This is a genomic window from Cellulophaga baltica (assembly GCF_018861125.1).
In the GTDB taxonomy this organism is placed as follows: Bacteria; Bacteroidota; Bacteroidia; order Flavobacteriales; family Flavobacteriaceae; genus Cellulophaga; species Cellulophaga baltica_A.
Genome location: NZ_JAHKQN010000004.1, coordinates 15505 through 34886, shown reverse-complemented (window position 1 = coordinate 34886; position 19382 = coordinate 15505). Strand labels below are relative to the sequence as shown.

Genomic DNA, 19382 nt, shown 5'->3' with positions numbered 1-19382 from the left:
TTAGACTAAGCTTACTTAAAATTGAAGATGAATATTTAGCAGTTTGCAAGTTAATTTTTATAAAAAATGTAAAATTTCAATAAAATATTGTGCATTTCATCTAAATTTTAACTTTTTATTTTGAATATTACAATATACGCTCTATTATTGGTTATCCAAATTGGGTAACCAATTTGTTTTTTTAAATTAATATTAACTCAACTTACAATGAAAATGAAAACAATTATTAAACCATTGTGCGTAAGAGCGTTGCTAATATCAGCAACAATATTTACGTACAGCTGTACAGAAAAGGAAAATTTTTACGAGGAGAATTTAGAAGAATTTGCAGTAGCAGAAGTAACCGTCTCAACATCTTCAGCTTTGACTTTTCAAGCTGAAGATTATGACGGAATGAACGGTGTGAAAACCGAATCAACATCAGATACTGGGGGCGGTACAAATGTTGGCTGGATAGACACTGGAGATTATTTAGAGTATGATTTTAATGTACCAGCATCAGGTAGTTATAAATTTGAATTTAGAGTAGCTTCGAGAACTAATACCTCTAAATTTGATTTCTACCAAGATAATACAAAGCTATCTAATGTAAACAAAGCGGCAACAGGTGGTTGGCAAACTTGGGTAACTACTTCTAAAACTGTAAATTTAGAAGCAGGCTCAAGTACTTTAAAATTATTAGCGACCGGTGGTGGTTGGAATATTAATTGGATTAGAATTACTCCGGTTGATGTTGCAGCTGTAACCTTAAGTGAAAATTTAGCCTTAGCTGGTGAAGCTGAACAATCTTCAGATTATTCAGGTGTTGCAGGTGGTGCAGAATTAGCCATTGATGGTAATACTAATGGTAAATGGAGTAGTGGTAGTGTAACGCATACAAATAACTCTAATGAATTAGATTGGTGGCAAGTGCGATTAAATTCTAATACTACAATTGAAGAAGTTGTAATTTGGAATAGAACAGACTCTTGTTGTAGTAGTCGATTAAGCAATTTTGATGTGTTTATATATAATAGTAGTAATACTTTAGTTTTTAAAGAAACTTATACTCAAGTCCCAAGCCCAAGTTTAACAATTAATACAGGAGGTGTATCTGGTGATAGAGTTAGGGTAAAGCAAAAAAATACAGCAACACCTTTATCTTTAGCAGAAGTGCAAATATTTGGTACTAGTACAGGTACAACAACACCAGAAGGTAATGCATCAATTCCATCTGACTTAATGGATAATTGTAATCAATGGAAAATAACATACCCTGATGGTGAAGAAGATAAAACATTATGTGGCGAAGCTAATAATGAATATTTCTATGTGAACGATGAGAAAAACGGAATGGTTTTTAGAGCTCCAATTAGAAGTAATAATGGTACTACTCCTAATTCTGATTATGTTAGGTCTGAATTAAGAGAAAGAACAGAAGATGGTGGTTCAGATATTTATTGGACAACAGATGGTACACATGTAGTTTATGTAAAACAAGCAATTACACACTTACCAATCAACAAAAACCATTTAGTAGCTACTCAAATTCATGGTGATAAAGATGCAGGTATTGATGATGCAATGGTACTTAGATTGGAAGGTTCAAACATGTTCTTAAGTTTTAATGGTAATAAATTAAGAAGTGATGTAACCGTTAAATCTAACTATTCATTAGGTACAGTTCATGAAGTGATTTTTGAAGTGATTAATGGTAAGCATTATTGTTACTACAGTGAAGATGGTGATTTAAGAAGTAAATATTTAAGTGGTAATGCATCAGCTTATTTAGTTCAAGATAGTGGAAGTTCGGTGTTGATGGATTTAGATTATGATCAGTCTTATTTTAAAATAGGTAATTACACGCAGAGTAATGCTGATGAAGAAGGTAGTGATACTGATAATTCGAATAATTACGGAGAAGTTGTTGTTTATGACTTTTTTGTAGATCATGATTAATTAGTGATTTTTTAACAAAACTAAAGAGGTGTTCATCTAGTTGTGAACACCTCTTTTTTTTGTTTGTAAAAATGTGATTTCCTTTAAATTTACCGATGAAGCGCACTAAATTAAATTTACAATTATTGTGTTTTATCGATGAAATGCATAAATAATCTTTATAAAACGTAAAATTACTTTAAAGTAAATTAAATAAATGTAGGATTTAGATTACTCATATTTAAGGAATAGTATCTTTTTTAACGTATTTCATCTAAAATAAATTAATTTTTTTTGAATAATTTAACATAGGCTATAATATTGCGCTTTCAAATTTGGAAAACCAGATTGGTTGACCAGAGAATATTTAACTCAAATTTTATTAGAAAAAATGAAAAAAAAAATTAAATCAATTAGTTACGGTGCTTTACTATTGTCAGCATCACTAATTACCTACAATTGTTCTGAGGATGAAAGTTTTTATGAAGAAAATTTACAAGAATTTTCAGTTACAGAATCAACTTCTATTTCTTCAACTTCGGAAATTTTGATAGAAGCAGAAAATTTTGATTCCATGAGTGGTATTAAAACTGAAACAACATCAGATACAGATGGCGGTATAAATGTTGGTTGGATTGATGAAGGCGATTATTTAGAGTATGAAATTGATGTTCCTGCATCAGGAAGCTACAAATTTGATTTTAGAGTAGCTTCAAAAACAGAAACATCTAAATTTGATTTTTATCAAGATGATACGAAATTATCGAACGTAAATAAAGCAGCGTCTGGTGGTTGGCAAAGTTGGGTAACTACTTCAAAAACGGTAGAGTTAGAAGAAGGTTCAAGTATTTTAAAATTATTAGCCACTGGTGGTGGTTGGAATATTAATTGGATTTCAATAACTCCAATTGATGTTGCATCAACTACTGTTGAAAACATTGCTTTAAGTGGAACAGCTGAACAATCGTCAACAAACACTTCAGGTGTAGGAGCAGCTTCATTAGCTATTGATGGTAATACATCTGGTGAGTGGAGTGATGATAGTAGTGATAATAGTGTAACTCGTACAAATATAGAATCAGAAGCTTGGTGGCAAGTGCGTTTAGGTGATGATTATGAAATTGGAGATATTGTAATTTGGAATAGAACTGATTGTTGTACAGATAGATTAACAAATTTTGATGTATTTGTTTACAACGAAAATGGAGATCAAGTATATAAATCTACAATTACAGAAGAACCTAGCCCGTCTTTAATTTTAAGTACTGGTGGTGTTGTTGGATCTAGAGTGCGTATTAAATTAAAAGGGGAAGACAACCTTTCTTTAGCAGAAGTTCAAGTGTATAGTGGTAGTATCGATGGATCTGAATTAGAAGAAGAAATTGAAGATGAGGAAGAAGAGGAAGAGGAAGAAGTTGCAATTGGAGATTTAAATTCTAGTTGGGCGCCTTCTGAAAACTTTGATCTTTCAACGTGGAAAATAACATTGTCATCAGGTGAAGAGAAAACAGTTGAGCAAATTAATGATGGTTTTGAGCTTGAAGATCAGTTTTATACAGGTTCTGATGGTGGAATGGTATTTAAAAATTACCCTAAAGGAGCCGGTACAACTACAAATTCAACATATTCTAGAGTTGAGTTAAGAGAAATGTTACGTGGTACTAATGATGATATTAGTACGCAAGGTATTAATGGTAATAACTGGGTATTTAGTTCATCTAGCTCTAGTAACCAATCTAAAGCAGGTGGTGTTGATGGTGTAATGGAAGCAACTTTAACAGTAAACAGGGTTACAACAACATCTGAAAGTACCTCGCAATTAGGTAGGGTGATTATTGGACAAATTCATGCAAGTGATAATGAGCCAATTCGTTTGTACTATCATAAACAACCAGGTCATAGTAAAGGTGCAATCTATTTTGCTCATGATCCTAATGATGGTGATGAAGTTTTTGAAAACTTACTTGGTGATGATTATGTAGAAGAAACTGGTTCAGGTGCTGGTGATTACACAGGTGCTGGTAGTCCGTCAGATGGTATTGAACTTGGTGAAGTATTCTCTTATAAAATAGAAGTTGTAGGTAATACAATGTATGTTTATATCTATAATGAATCAGGAAGTACACTTGCTTCTACTACTTTTGATATGAATGATAGTGGTTTAGAAGATGATTACATGTATTTCAAAGCAGGTTTGTATTCTGCCAATAAGACAGTTACAAGCTCATCAGATTACGAGCAAGTAACTTTTTACAGGTTAGAAACTTCTCATGACTAACCATTTTTTTTAATTTAAATGTTTGTTTAAAGCCCTTGAATTTTTTCGAGGGCTTTTTTTTCGATGAAATACTACGTTCTACAGGTGTTGCTAGTTATAATTAAACAATTTTTAATGTAATTAATCGTTAAATATTAAGACTAAATTTGAGTCTTTAGTTATTGTCAAATAAATTTTATTGCTATAAATTATGAAAAAAACAAATATGTTATTAAGGCCAGCTTTTTATTTAAGTTGCCTATTTGCTTTTATGTTATTAGGTACTGTAAGTTGTTCTAATAATGAAACAGATGCGGATGAAGATATTGATATTTTAATGCCAGAAGAAGAAAATGCAGATACTGATGAAGAAATAGTTGATGATGAAGTAGAAGAAGGTGATACATCAATGGAAGAAGGTACTGCTTTAATTCCTGCGGATTTAATGGTGAATTGTGATCAATGGAAAATTACATATCCTGATGGTGAAGAAGATAAAACACTTTGTGATGAAGATAACAACGAATATTTTTTTGTAAATGATGATAAAAATGGCATCGTTTTTAAAGCTCCAATACGAAGTAATAATGGAACAACTCCTAATTCTAGCTATATAAGATCTGAACTCAGAGAGAGAACAGAAGATGGTGATAGTGATATTTACTGGACAACCGAGGGTACTCATATAGTTTATGCAAAACAGGCTATTACGCACCTGCCAATTAATAAAGATGATTTAGTGGCTACGCAAATTCATGGAGATAAAGAAGCGGGTATTGATGATTCAATGGTGTTACGTTTAGAAGGTTCTCATTTGTTTTTAAGTTTTAATGGTGGTCAATTGCGTGAAGATGTTACTATTTCAACAAGCTACACATTAGGTACAATTCATGAGGTTATATTTGAAGTAATTGATGATAAGCATTATTGTTACTATAGTGAAGATGGTACATTAAAAGATAAGTTTGATGCAGGTACTGCTTCAGATTATTTGGTAGAAGCTGACGGATCTACTGTTTTAATGGATTTAGCATATGAAGATTCTTATTTTAAAATTGGGAATTATACGCAAAGTAATGCTGAAAGAGAAGGTGATGATACTGATGATGAGAATAATTACGGAGAAGTTGTAGTTTATGATTTTTATGCTACACACGATTAAACTTAAGTTACAATATAAAAAAAAGGGTATTCACTTAATGAATACCCTTTTTTTATAAGATAAATATAGTCTTATTTCTTAGCTACTAATAAATAGTTTTTAAGCTCTTCATAAGTTGATATTTCAATAGACTTTTTCTTTTTCTTCATCTGTTTGATGATTTTTTCAGGAATTTCAATGTTTTCTTGAATTGTATCTTCAACTACATCTAAAAACTTCACTGGATGTGCAGTTTCTAAGAAAATACCGTAAGTGTCAGGGTTTGTTTCTTGGTATTTTTGCAATCCTAAATATCCAACGGCTCCATGCGGATCAGCAGTGTAATTAAAATCATTATAAAGCTTTTTCATAGCTTCTTTAGTCTGCTCATCTGTATAAGAGTATGATGATAAATGTTTTGCTATTTGATCAAAATCATCATTAAAAATATGTCTGATTCTTATAAAATTACTTGGGTCTCCAACATCCATTGCATTTGATATTGTAGCATGAGATGGTTTGGGGTCGTAACTTTTGGTATCCATAAAACGAGGTACAACATCATTTATATTTGTTGATGCTATAAAATGTTTTACAGGAAGTCCTAATTGTTGCGCAATCATACCTGCACAAATATTTCCAAAATTACCACTAGGTATTGAAAATACAATTTCTTTGCCTTTTGATTTAGCTTGCTTGTAAGCAAACATAAAGTAAAACATTTGTGGTAACCAACGTGCTACATTTATTGAGTTTGCTGATGTTAACTGCATAGCATCAGTAAGGTCAGTATCTAAAAATGCTGTTTTTACCATTGTTTGGCAATCATCAAAAGTACCATTAACTTCTAATGCGGTAATGTTTTTACCAAGTGTAGTTAATTGCTTTTCTTGAATATCACTTACTTTACCACTTGGGTAAAGAATAACAACATTCACTCCTTCAACATCTAAAAAGCCATTAGCTACGGCACCACCAGTATCACCAGATGTGGCAACTAAAACAGTCACTTCATTTTTGTTTTCTTCAGAAAAATGACCAAGGCATCTTGCCATAAATCCAGCACCAACATCTTTAAAAGCAAGTGTTGGTCCATGAAAAAGCTCTAATGTTCCAACATTCTCGTTAATTTCTATAACGGGGAAATCAAAACTTAAAACGCCTTCAAGTATATCTTTTAATTTTTCATCATTAATATCATCAGAAACAAATTGACGAATAGCTTTTAAAGCAATTTCAATATTTGTTAAGTTTTCTATACTATCAAAAAACTCTTTTGGTAAAGGCGTAATACTTTCAGGAAAGTAAAGGCCACGATCAGGAGCTATACCTTTTATGACTGCATCTTTAAAAGTTACATTCGGTGCTTTTTTATTTAGACTGTAAAAGTTCATAAGTAGCTATTTACTATATTATTTTTATTCCTTCTGAGTTTATTTTTGAAACATGAATATCGTAATCGATTCCAATTTTGTCGTATACTTCGGTCATTGCTTTAGCAACATTTTTTGCGGTTTCTTCACCTTTACTTAAAGCAAAAATTGATGGCCCAGAACCTGAAATCCCAGAACCTAAAGCCCCATTGTCTAATGCTTTTTGTTTTACGGAGTCAAAACCTGGTATAAGTATAGAACGGATAGGTTCAACAATATGATCTTCTAGTGATCTTGATATTAAATCGTAATCTTCAGTAAAAAGCCCAGCAATTAATCCGCCGACATTTCCCCATTGCTTAATACCATCTTCAAGAGAAATTGTAGTTTTTAAAATTCTTCTTGAGTCTGATGTTTTTACTTCAATTTGTGGGTGAATAACAGTAGCGTATAATTCGCTTGGCGTATTAATTTTCACTACATCTAATGGAATGTAACTTCTAACTAAAGTAAAACCACCAAATAGGGCAGGAGCGACATTGTCAGCATGCGGAACCCCGCTTGCCAAGCGTTCACCTTCCATTGCAAATTTAACTAATTCTAAAGGTGAAAATGGTTTTCCAATTAGCTCATTCATAGCCCAAACGGCACCTGTTGAACTTGCTGCGCTTGAGCCAATACCGCTACCAGCTTTTATTTTTTTATAAATTTCAATTTCAAAACCACCCTCGTAATCGCAAGCAGCTAAAAATGCTAAACCGGCAACACCTGCAACATTTTGTAGAGTTTCTAATGGTAAATTTTGGCCTTCAAGTTTTGTTATTTTTATACCTTTTTCTACAGTTTTTCTAACCACCATTTCATCTCCAACAGCATCTAATGCAAGACCTAATACATCAAAACCGCAAGATACATTTGCAATAGTTGCAGGACAAAAAACTCTTATCTCGTATGCACTCATTTTTTTGTTGAATTAAAAATTACCTATTCTGATGATATCAGCAAAAATACCTGAAGCAGTAACATCAGCTCCTGCACCAGCCCCTTTTATAATCATAGGTTGGTTAGGATACCTTTCTGTATAAAAAAGTACAATATTATCACTACCTTCTAAATTATAAAAATCATGACCTTTTGGTATTTCTTGTAAACCTACACTTGCTTTACCATTTTCAAACTGCGCAACATATTTAAGTTTGCTATTCTTTTCAGTAGCTTCTTTATATGTTTTTTGAAAATCAGCTTCGTGTTTTACTAAAGTTGCAAAAAAGTCTTCATTATTTGTTGTATCTAAACTTTCTTGAGGTAAAAAAGGAGTATTCCCTATTTCATCAATATCAATTTTATTACCACTTTCACGTGCTAAAATTAATATTTTACGCATTACGTCAATACCACTTAAATCTATTTTTGGATCCGGCTCTGTGTAGCCTTCTTCTTGTGCTTGTTTAACCACATCATGGAATGTGGTTTTGTCATCAAAGTTGTTGAATACAAAGTTTAAACTCCCTGATAGTACTGCTTGAATCTTTAATATTTTATCACCAGAAGCAATTAAATGTTTAAGGGTGTCTATAATAGGTAAACCGGCACCAACATTTGTTTCAAATAAGAAAGGTGCATTGTACTGGCGTGCTAATTCTTTAAGTTTTTGATAGTTTTTAAACTCAGAAGAACAAGCAATTTTATTACACGTTACAACAGAAATGCTGTTTTTTAGATATGAAGCATATGTTTCAGAAACTTCTGCACTAGCTGTATTATCAACAAAAATGCTATTTCTGTAATTTAATTTCTGAATTTTTTCAAAAAATAATTTTTTATCAGCTTTCTCACCATTATCTAATAGAGATTTCCACTCTTTTAAATTGATGCCATCTTCATCAAAAAACATTTTTCTAGAGTTTGAAATTCCAATAACTCTTAAGTTCAATTTTAAATTCTCTTTTAAGAATTTTTTCTGTTGCTGAATTTGATCTAAGAATTTGTTACCAACATTACCAACACCCATTACAAACAGGTTTAGTTGCTTTACGTTTTCTTCAAAAAACTGCTCATGTAAAGTGTTTAGTGCTTTTTTTACATCTTCTTTTACAATTACAGCAGAAATATTACGCTCAGAAGCACCTTGTGCAATAGCTCTAATATTTACATTGTTTTTTCCTAGAGCACTGAACATTTTACCGCTTAGTCCTTGGTGTTTTTTCATATTATCACCAACAAGCGCAATAATGGCTAAGTTTTTCTCAGCTATTGTAGGTTTGATTTTACCTAATGAAATTTCATATTCAAAAGCTTCATTTACTATAGCAACCGCTTTATCAGTATCATATTCTGAAATACCTACACAAATTGAATGCTCAGAAGATGCTTGTGTAATAAGTACAACGCTGATACCTGCTTGAGAAAGAACTTCAAAAAAGCGTTTTGATATTCCAGGGATGCCAACCATTCCTGAACCTTCTAAAGATACTAATGCTATATTTTCAACATGGCTAATACCACGAATGGTTTTGCCTTCTTCGTTTTTGTTTTTTGTAATTAAAGTACCTGAACTTTCAGAATCAAAAGTATTTTTTATTACTATTGAAATTCCTTTTGAAAGTACGGGTTGTATTGTTGGTGGGTATAAAACTTTTGCCCCAAAATGTGAAAGCTCCATAGCTTCTTCATATGATATATGAGGAATTGGAACTGCTTGTTTTACCAATTTAGGATTTGCAGTATACATACCACTAACATCGGTCCAAATCTCTAAAATTTCTGCATCAACAGCACTTGCAACAATGGCAGCAGTATAGTCAGAACCTCCACGACCTAATGTTGTAGAGTTTCCAGTAGTTGATGATGCAATAAAACCACCCATGATTATTATACTTTCTGATACTTTAGAAAAGTACGTTTTGCAGTTGTTGTTTGTAATGTTAAAATCAACAATAGCTTTGCCGTGGTTATTATTAGTTTTTATAATTTCTCTACTGTCTTTATAAGTACAGCTTAATTTTTCAGCTTTAAAATATTCGCTAATAATAAAAGAAGATAACAACTCGCCGAAACTTACAATTTTATCTGAAAGTTTAGGTGTAATTTCTCCAATTAAAAAAGCACCTTCTACTAAAGTTTCAAGTGTGTTCAATTCACTTTTTACTTTACTTAATACTGTGCTTTGTTCTAGAATAGGAATTAATTCTTTTATAGTAGCAATATGTCTGTCTTCAATTTGCTTAAGAATTGATTTGTATTCTTCGTTTTGAGAAGAAGCTAATTGTGCCGTGTTTAAAAGTAAATCAGTTACACCACCTAAGGCAGAAACAACAACTATTGTTTTGTCTGCTTTTGAATTAGCAACTATGTTTTTTACTAAAGATATATTTTTTGCGTTGGCTACCGAAGTACCACCAAATTTTAAAATTTTCATTTTATGAGATTGTTATTTTGAAAAATAAATAGGGATGCATGTATATGCAAAAACGGGACGAGTATATATAGCAATTTACCCCAAAGGGGTTGTGATGCTGATAGTGATAGTTGTATCACAAGCGAAGTTAATTGTAGAAAAATTAAATATACTATCCATTTTGGGTCTCTATATCTTTTTAAGATATGCTCAAATGTAGTATTTTTGAGTTCTTTATCAAATGATTTCTCAAATTTTTACGAAAATTCTAATATATTTCAAATTTTATTAATAAATGAAGATTTTTAGTGCAGAACAAATCTATAAAGCTGATGAATTTACAATAAAAAAGCAAAAGCTTTCTAGTAATGAATTAATGGAGCGTGTTGCGGTTCAAATATTTAATTGGTTGCACATGCGATTGCAAGGTGCTCCAGTAAAAATTCAGATCTTCTGTGGTATTGGTAATAATGGTGGAGATGGTGTTGCTGTTGCAAGACATTTGCAGGAGCATGGTTATAATATAGAAGTTCATATTGTAAACTATAGTGATAAACGATCAGATGATTTTTTAAAAAACCTAGACCGTTTAAAAGATAGAAAAATATGGCCTAATTTTATTAATAGTGATTGTGAATTACCAGATATTAGTCCTGAAGATATTATCATAGATGCTATTTTTGGTATCGGTTTAAATAGAAATCCTGATGCTTGGGTTGTAGATGTAATGAAACACATTAATACATCAAAAGCTTTTGTTTTATCTGTTGATTTGCCTTCTGGTTTGTTTACGGATAGTGTTCCTAGTATTGAAGAGGGAGTGATAAAAGCAAATCATGTGCTGACTTTTCAGACGCCTAAATTGGTTTTCTTTTTACCGCAAACAGGGGTATATGCTAACCAATGGGAAATATTAGATATAGGTATTGATCCTGAATATATTCAGAATACGAATGTTGACTTTGAACTTATAGGTAAAAATGAAGTATTGCCAATTTATATCCCTAGAGAAAAATATTCACATAAAGGTACTTTTGGTCATGCCTTAATTATTGGCGGTAGTTACGGTAAAATAGGTTCGGTTCAATTGAGTTCTAAAGCATGTTTAGTTACAGGTGCCGGATTGGTTTCTGTTCTAGTTCCTGAATGTGGATATATCCCGTTTCAAACTGCTTTGCCTGAAATAATGGTGTTAACTGCTGAAAATGAAAAAATAGTTTCAGAAATATCATTTGATATTGAGCCAAAAGTAATTGGTATTGGAATGGGGTTAGGAACTTCGGATGAGGTCAAAACAGCTTTTGCAAACTTTTTAAGTAATAACAAAACACCTTTAGTAATTGATGCTGATGGGTTAAACATACTATCTAAAAACAAAGAGCTATTAGAAAGTTTACCTTCTAAAACAGTTCTAACGCCACACCCTAAAGAATTAGAACGATTAATTGGAGCATGGGAAGACGATTTTGATAAGCTTAAAAAGGCAAAATCATTCTCTAAAAAGCACGATTGTGTTTTAATTATTAAAGGTGCTAATACCATTACAATTTATGAAGATAAAGGATATGTAAATACCACAGGAAACCCTGGTATGGCAACTGCAGGTAGTGGTGATGTGCTTACGGGTGTAATTACTAGTTTAATAGCTCAAGGTTATGATGCTTTACAGGCCTCAATTTTTGGAGTGTATTTACATGGAAAATCAGGAGATATAGCTGTGGAAACGACAGGTTATCAGTCGTTAATAGCTTCAAGCATAATAAATGGTATTGGTGGTGCTTATGTTGATTTGTTTAAAGTTCCAGAGCAAGTAGAGAATGGTGGGCAGGAGCAACAATCACCTCAAGAATAATGTATAAAAATTAAGAGTTAGAGTTTTTTTACTTAGCTTTAACTCTTCTTTTTACCCAAGCTAATGCATTATCAAACTCTATAAAAAACTTCATTTGCTTTTTGTAGAAAAGCTTTTCAATTTTAAAATTATGCATGTCAATTTCTTTAACAGAAACTATAGCAAGTGCTTTTAAGTTATCTAATTCTCTTATATAGTTGTAGATGTCTGGGTCTAAAGCGTAAGAGTTTTTTCGAAGACTAATATATCCAAAGTTTTTATTTCTGAAATGTATTTCAGAAATACCCATTATTTGATAAACTCTTTCAATTGTTAATGTAGCTCCTTCGTTGAAAATGCCTACCATGTAATCATTGTACACTTGTATGGTGCCACTCTCAAGAATATACTCTTGAACGATGACTTTGTTCTTCGATTGTCCGATATTCATTCTCCGGTATTTTATATAGTGTTGTCTCGTTTACGAAAGTAGTCTTAAGTTGTTTTTTGTGTTAAAATATTAGATAAAAAACCTAAATATCGTTCAAGAAGTGAATATTGTTTGATTGAAGTTTATAAGCGAGAGTTTTGGCTTACATTTTAATCGTCGTAATCTTAATTAGTAACGAGTTTTTTGCGTAAAAAAAAGAGTAAAATGTATAGATGGTATTTTTTAATGTGTGAGTTGTAGAAGATTGAATATTTATGGAATAAAAAAAGGAAGACATTAGTCTTCCTTTTTTATTCATTATGGTATGATATTAAGCTTCAGATTCTTTTTTAGCCTTATCAATTTTTATAGTCAATTCATTTTTCTTTTCATCAAGATCCATGAAAATAGTATCTCCTTCTTCAAGCTTTGAATTTACTATTTCTTCAGCAAGTGCATCTTCAATATATTTTTGAATAGCTCTTTTTAAAGGTCTAGCTCCATATTGTTTGTCAAAGCCTTTTTCAGCAATATAATCTTTAGCTTTTTCAGATAAAGTTAATTCATATCCTATGTCTTTAATACGAGCTAGTAATTTGCGTAACTCAATATCAATAATTTTATGAATATCTTTTTTCTCCAAAGCGTTAAATACAACCACATCATCAATTCTGTTTAAGAATTCAGGGGCAAAAGCCTTTTTTAAAGCACTTTCAATTACTCCTTTTTGGTGGCTGTCTACTTGTGATTTCTTTGCAGAAGTTCCAAAACCAACTCCTTGACCAAAATCCTTCAGTTGGCGTGCACCAATATTAGAAGTCATGATTATAATTGTGTTTCTAAAATCAATTTTACGTCCTAAACTATCAGTTAAGAATCCGTCATCAAGCACTTGAAGCATCATATTAAATACATCAGGGTGTGCTTTTTCAACTTCATCAAGTAGAACAACAGCGTAAGGCTTACGACGAACTTTTTCAGTTAATTGACCACCTTCTTCATAACCAACGTATCCCGGAGGTGCTCCAACTAAACGAGATATGGCGAATTTTTCCATATACTCACTCATATCAATACGAATAAGGGCGTCTTCAGAGTCAAATAGTTCTTTTGCAAGTACTTTGGCTAACTGTGTTTTACCAACACCAGTTTGACCTAAGAAAATAAAAGATCCAATTGGTTTGTTAGGGTCTTTTAGCCCAGCTCTATTACGTTGAATAGCTTTTGCAACTTTAGCAACTGCGTCATCTTGACCGATAACATTGCCTTTAATAAGTTCAGGTAATTCGGCAAGCTTTGTGATTTCTGTTTGAGCAATCCTGTTTACAGGAATACCACTCATCATAGATACAACATCGGCTACGTTATCTTCGGTTACAATTTCTCTATGTAATTTGCTTTCTTCTTCCCATTTTTCTTGGGCACTAGCAAGGTCTTTTTCTATTTTCTTTTCGTCATCTCTAAGCTTTGCAGCTTCTTCGTAACGTTGTTTTTTAACTACAGTGTTTTTGTGCTCACGAACCTCTTCTAGTTGTTTTTCTAATTCTAGAATTTGCTTAGGTACGTCCATATTTACAATATGAACACGAGAACCAGCTTCGTCAAGAGCATCAATAGCCTTGTCTGGTAAAAAACGATCAGTCATATATCTGTTCGTTAACTTTACACAAGCTTCTAGTGATTCATCAGTATAAATAACATTATGGTGATCTTCATATTTACCTTTAATGTTTTTTAGTATTTCTATTGTTTCGTCTACACTTGTAGGTTCAACAATTACTTTTTGAAAACGACGTTCTAATGCACCATCTTTTTCAATATACTGTCTGTATTCATCAAGAGTCGTGGCTCCAATGCATTGTATTTCACCTCTTGCCAACGCAGGTTTAAACATGTTAGAAGCATCAAGGCTTCCTGTGGCACCACCAGCACCTACGATTGTATGAATTTCATCAATAAAAAGAATAATATCATCATTCTTTTCAAGTTCATTCATAACCGCTTTCATGCGTTCTTCAAATTGTCCACGGTATTTTGTACCTGCAACTAAAGAAGCTAAATCAAGAGTTACAACTCTTTTGTTGTAAAGAATTCTTGAAACTTTCTTGTTTACAATTCTCAAGGCTAAGCCTTCGGCAATGGCACTTTTACCAACACCAGGCTCACCAATAAGTAGCGGGTTGTTTTTCTTTCTTCTACTTAAAATTTGAGAAACTCTCTCAATTTCTTTTTCTCTACCAACAACAGGGTCTAATTTATTTTCTTCAGCCATCATGGTTAAATCACGGCCAAAATTATCTAAAACAGGAGTTTTAGATTTCTTGTTTCCTTTTGGTGTAGCACTGCTACTTCCAAATGTACCTTCTTTTCCATCCGCATCTTCATTAGCGTCATTTGGAAAAGATTCTGAAGTTGGAGAATCTATAAAATCATCATCACTTGTAATCATAGATTTAAATTGTTCTTTAACACCATCATAATCTACTTTCAATTTATGAAGTAGTTTTGTTGTTGGGTCATTCTCATTTCTAAGAATGCATAACAATAGGTGTGCTGTATTAATAGAAGAGCTTTGAAAAAGTTTAGCTTCTAAAAAAGTTGTCTTTAATGCGCGCTCTGCTTGCCTTGTTAAATGCAAATTCTTTTTGTCTTTTTGCATTGGACTAGCGCTTGGGTTTGCTGGACTTAAAATTTCAACCTTTCTTCTCAGGTGATTTAAGTCCACGTCTAAAGCGTCAAGTATGCTTATTGCTTTACCACTTCCATCACGTAATAGGCCAAGCATTAAGTGCTCGGTACCAATAAAATCGTGACCAAGTCTTAAAGCTTCCTCTTTACTGTAAGCAATTACATCTTTTACTCTAGGTGAAAAATTATCATCCATATACTTTCCTTTCAACAATAAAAATAGTAAATCTATCCGAAACTAGAACAAATACCGTACCTATATTCGTTAAACATTATCTAATTGACGTAAAAAAACCTATAAATCCAATTTTAATAGGTTTTATTTATTAATAATTGAGATTGGATAATGTTGATAAATTGTTTAATAAACTATTAAAGAAATGTGTTAAAGGCCTCAATTTTCTGTATATTGGCATGTTTTTTAACGTAGTAAATAATATAAGATTTTATAAATGGCAGAAGGAGAAAAATTAATCCCCATCAACATTGAAGATGAAATGAAGTCCGCATACATTGATTATTCAATGTCGGTCATTGTGTCACGTGCTTTACCAGATGTTAGGGATGGTTTAAAACCAGTACATAGAAGAGTTTTATTTGGAATGTACGAGTTGGGAGTTCGGTCTACGAGTGCTCATAAAAAATCTGCGCGTATTGTAGGTGAAGTTTTAGGTAAGTATCACCCTCATGGTGATACCTCTGTTTATGACGCTATGGTGCGTATGGCACAAGAGTGGAGTTTGAGATATATGCTTGTAGATGGGCAGGGTAACTTCGGATCTATTGATGGTGATAGCCCTGCAGCAATGCGTTATACTGAGGCTCGTATGCGAAAAATAGCTGACGATATGTTGGCAGATATAGATAAAGATACTGTTGATCATCAATTGAATTTTGATGACTCTTTACAAGAACCTAAAGTATTACCAACACGTATTCCGGCACTTTTAGTAAATGGTGCATCAGGTATTGCAGTAGGTATGGCAACAAATATGCCACCTCATAACTTGACTGAAGTTGTTGATGGTACTGTTGCGTATATTGATAATAATGATATTGAGATTGATGAACTAATCACTCATATTAAAGCACCAGATTTTCCAACTGGTGGTATTATTTATGGGTATGATGGTGTAAAAGAAGCTTTTCATACGGGTAGAGGTAGAGTAGTAATGCGTGCAAAGGCTACTTTTGAAGAGGTTCAAGGTAGAGAGTGTATTATCGTTACTGAAATACCGTACCAAGTGAATAAGGCAGACATGATTAAAAAGACTGCAGACCTTATTAATGATAAGAAAATAGAAGGTATTTCTACTATTAGAGATGAGTCTGATAGAAACGGTATGCGTATCGTTTATATTATTAAAAGAGACGCAATACCTAATATTGTATTAAATACTTTATATAAGTATACTGCTTTACAATCATCATTTAGTGTAAATAATATAGCACTAGTTAATGGTAGGCCAGAAATGCTGAACGTAAAAGATATGATTCACCATTTTGTGGAGCATAGGCATGAAGTGGTTGTTCGTAGAACGGAATTTGAACTAAAGAAAGCAGAAGATAGAGCACATATCTTAGAAGGTTTGATTATTGCTTCTGATAATATTGATGAAGTAATTGCTATTATTAGAGCGTCGGCAAATGCTGATGAAGCTCGAAATAATTTAATCGAACGTTTTAAACTGTCAGAAATTCAGGCGAAAGCAATTGTTGAAATGCGATTACGTCAATTGACAGGACTGGAGCAAGATAAATTACGTGCAGAATACGAAGACATTTTAAAGACGATAGAAGATTTAAAAGACATTCTTGCACGTAAAGAGCGTAGAATGGATATCATCAAGGAAGAATTACTAGAGGTAAAAGCTAAGTATGGTGATGAGCGTCGTTCAGAAATTAATTTTGCTGGTGGCGATTTAAGTATGGAAGATATGATTCCTGATGAGCAAGTTGTGATTACGATTTCTCACGCGGGTTATATTAAAAGAACACCATTAACGGAATACAAAACTCAAAATAGAGGTGGTGTTGGTCAAAAAGCATCAACTACACGTAATGAAGATTTCTTAGAAAACTTATTTGTAGGTACAAACCACCAATATATGTTGTTCTTTACGCAAAAAGGAAAATGTTTCTGGATGCGTGTGTATGAAATACCTGAAGGTAGTAAAACATCAAAAGGTAGAGCAATACAAAATCTTATTAATATTGAGAAAGACGATAAGGTAATGGCATTTATTTGTACTCAAGATTTAAAAGATGAAGAGTACATCAATAGTCATTATGTAATTATGGCGACTAAAAAAGGTCAAGTTAAAAAGACTGTTTTAGAGCAATATTCAAGACCAAGAACTAACGGTATTAATGCTATTACAATTAAAGATGGTGATGAGCTTTTAGAAGCGAAATTAACTACAGGTAATAGTCAAGTAATGCTAGCCCTAAAATCTGGTAAAGCTATTCGTTTTGAAGAAGCTAAAACAAGACCAATGGGTAGAGGTGCATCAGGTGTTAGGGGTATAACTCTAGCAAATGATAAAGATGAGGTTATTGGTATGGTAACGGTGAACAATCCGCAAGAAGAAACAGTACTTGTAGTATCTGAAAACGGTTACGGTAAGCGTACATACATTGATGATCCTGAAGATGGTGAAGCAGTTTATAGAATTACCAATAGAGGAGGTAAAGGTGTGAAAACTATTTCTATTTCTGATAAAACAGGTGGTTTAGTATCTATTAAATCAGTTACTGATAAAGATGATTTAATGATTATTAATAAATCAGGTATTGCGATTCGTATGGCTGTTGAAAGCTTGCGTACAATGGGTAGAGCAACTCAAGGGGTTAAATTAATTAATCTAAAGGGTAACGATTCTATTGCTGCGGTAGCGAAAGTAATGAAAGAGGATGACGAAGAATTAGAAGCTATTGAAGGCCTTGAACAAGAGGGTGAAGCTGATAATGGCACGGCTCTTGATACTGATGAAACGAAAACAGAAGAATAAACACTAAATATTTAAAACAAATAAAAATGAAAAACAAATTAATTTTACTTGCAGCATTTTCTTGCACAATGGTAGGATTTTCTCAAAAAACGGAATTAAAAACTGCTGAAAAAGCGTTAAAGGCAGGTAGTGTTGCTGAAGCTAAAACAGCTTTAGAAAGTGCTTCATCTCTGATGGGAAGTGCTGACGAAAAGCAAAAGGCACAGTTCTACTTTTTAAAAGGAGAAACATATGCTAAATTAGCAAAGGACGGTGATGCTAGTGCATTTAACACAGCTATCGAGTCATATAATAGTGTGATTTCTACAGAGGAAGCTTCAGGGAAAGCAAAATATACTGCTGAAACTAAAACGAAACTTTCTGCAATGACAGCAGATTTAGTAAATTCTGCTGTAGAAGATAATAGCAACAAAAAATACAAAGTAGCTGCTGAAAAATTATATTTAGGATACAAATTAAGCCCTAAAGATACAGTGTACTTGTATTATGCAGCAAGTAGTGCTGTTAATGGAGGTGAGTATGAGCAAGCGCTTACGTATTATAATGAATTGAAAGATTTAGGATATGATGGAGCTGAAACTAAATATACTGCTGTAAATGTTTCTACAGGTGAAACTGAAGAAATGTCTAAAAGCCAAAGAGATTTAATGTTAAAGTCTAAAACGTATAAAGATCCAGCAGAAGTTGTTTCACCATCTAAAAAAGCAGAAATTGTAAAGAATATTGCTTTAATATACACACAATTAGGTCAAGATGATAAAGCTTTAGGTGCTTACAAAGATGCTCGTGCAAATGATCCTGAAGATGTAAACTTGATTTTAAATGAAGCTAACCTTTACTTCAAATTAGGTGATAAAGAAAAGTTTAAGGCTTTAATGGCTGAAGCTACATCTTTACAACCTGACAATGCAGATTTATTTTACAACATTGGTGTTGTGAATATGGAGCAAGGTAATATTGAAGAAGCTAGAAAAGCTTATAATAGAGCTTTAGAAATTAACCCTGGTTATGTAAATGCACAATTAAACCTTTCTACGACGTATGTAAATGAAGGTAATGAGTTAATTGATGAAATGAATGCTTTAGGTAATTCAAGAGCTGATATTGCTAAGTATGATGAGTTAAAAGAAAAGAAAGATAGTTTATTCAGACAAGGAGCAACTATTTTAGAAGATTCTTTAAAAACAAATCCTGGTAATCAAGGGATTATGGAGCAATTAAAAAACATCTACGGAGCATTAGGTGATAATGATAACTTCATGAGATTAAAAAAGTTAATTGAAGGATAGTCAATTACATTTTTTAATATATAATAAAGCCTTTGCGTTAGCAAAGGC

At 32.6% G+C, this 19382-nt stretch carries 11 protein-coding genes; 6 read left to right on the top strand and 5 right to left on the bottom strand.

What is annotated here, in order from left to right:
• Positions 1 to 213 precede the first annotated feature (213 nt).
• From KO500_RS00205 to KO500_RS00195, 3 genes are all read left to right on the top strand, one after another.
• Complete coding sequence (locus KO500_RS00205; RefSeq protein WP_215954479.1) at positions 214 to 1938, top strand: carbohydrate-binding protein; 1725 nt, start codon at positions 214 to 216, stop codon at positions 1936 to 1938.
• Between the two features lie 370 nt (positions 1939 to 2308).
• Positions 2309 to 4195, top strand: a complete 1887-nt coding sequence (locus KO500_RS00200) for a polysaccharide lyase family 7 protein (protein WP_215954478.1) — start codon at positions 2309 to 2311, stop codon at positions 4193 to 4195.
• A gap of 190 nt (positions 4196 to 4385) precedes the next feature.
• Positions 4386 to 5336 (top strand): polysaccharide lyase family 7 protein, encoded by a 951-nt coding sequence (locus KO500_RS00195; RefSeq protein ID WP_215954477.1) that lies wholly within the window; start codon positions 4386 to 4388, stop codon positions 5334 to 5336.
• Positions 5337 to 5407: 71 nt separating this feature from the next.
• Here KO500_RS00195 and thrC read toward each other — a convergent pair whose 3' ends face one another.
• From thrC to thrA, 3 genes are read right to left on the bottom strand one after another with little or no spacing between them, the layout of a single operon-like run.
• Positions 5408 to 6709: a threonine synthase gene (gene thrC, locus KO500_RS00190; RefSeq protein WP_215954476.1), complete on the bottom strand. Its 1302-nt coding sequence runs from the start codon at positions 6707 to 6709 to the stop codon at positions 5408 to 5410.
• A gap of 13 nt (positions 6710 to 6722) precedes the next feature.
• Complete coding sequence (locus KO500_RS00185; protein ID WP_215954475.1) at positions 6723 to 7649, bottom strand: homoserine kinase; 927 nt, start codon at positions 7647 to 7649, stop codon at positions 6723 to 6725.
• Positions 7650 to 7661: 12 nt separating this feature from the next.
• A complete protein-coding gene (thrA, locus tag KO500_RS00180; protein ID WP_215954474.1) occupies positions 7662 to 10106 on the bottom strand; it encodes a bifunctional aspartate kinase/homoserine dehydrogenase I in 2445 nt (814 codons plus the stop codon).
• Between the two features lie 274 nt (positions 10107 to 10380).
• Here thrA and KO500_RS00175 point away from each other — a divergent pair, with 274 nt between their 5' ends.
• Positions 10381 to 11937: an NAD(P)H-hydrate dehydratase gene (locus KO500_RS00175; RefSeq protein ID WP_215954473.1), complete on the top strand. Its 1557-nt coding sequence runs from the start codon at positions 10381 to 10383 to the stop codon at positions 11935 to 11937.
• A 28-nt stretch (positions 11938 to 11965) separates the two neighbouring features.
• Here KO500_RS00175 and KO500_RS00170 read toward each other — a convergent pair whose 3' ends face one another.
• Both KO500_RS00170 and KO500_RS00165 read right to left on the bottom strand, forming a co-directional pair.
• Positions 11966 to 12367, bottom strand: coding sequence for an STAS/SEC14 domain-containing protein (locus KO500_RS00170; RefSeq protein ID WP_215954472.1), 402 nt, complete (start codon positions 12365 to 12367; stop codon positions 11966 to 11968).
• A 310-nt stretch (positions 12368 to 12677) separates the two neighbouring features.
• Positions 12678 to 15230, bottom strand: a complete 2553-nt coding sequence (locus tag KO500_RS00165; protein WP_215954471.1) for an ATP-dependent Clp protease ATP-binding subunit — start codon at positions 15228 to 15230, stop codon at positions 12678 to 12680.
• A 256-nt stretch (positions 15231 to 15486) separates the two neighbouring features.
• On the opposite strand from KO500_RS00165, the gene gyrA reads away from it, so the two are divergent.
• A complete protein-coding gene (gene gyrA, locus KO500_RS00160) occupies positions 15487 to 18045 on the top strand; it encodes a DNA gyrase subunit A (protein WP_215954470.1) in 2559 nt (852 codons plus the stop codon).
• A gap of 26 nt (positions 18046 to 18071) precedes the next feature.
• Positions 18072 to 19334 (top strand): tetratricopeptide repeat protein, encoded by a 1263-nt coding sequence (locus tag KO500_RS00155; RefSeq protein WP_215954469.1) that lies wholly within the window; start codon positions 18072 to 18074, stop codon positions 19332 to 19334.
• Positions 19335 to 19382: the final 48 nt, after the last annotated feature.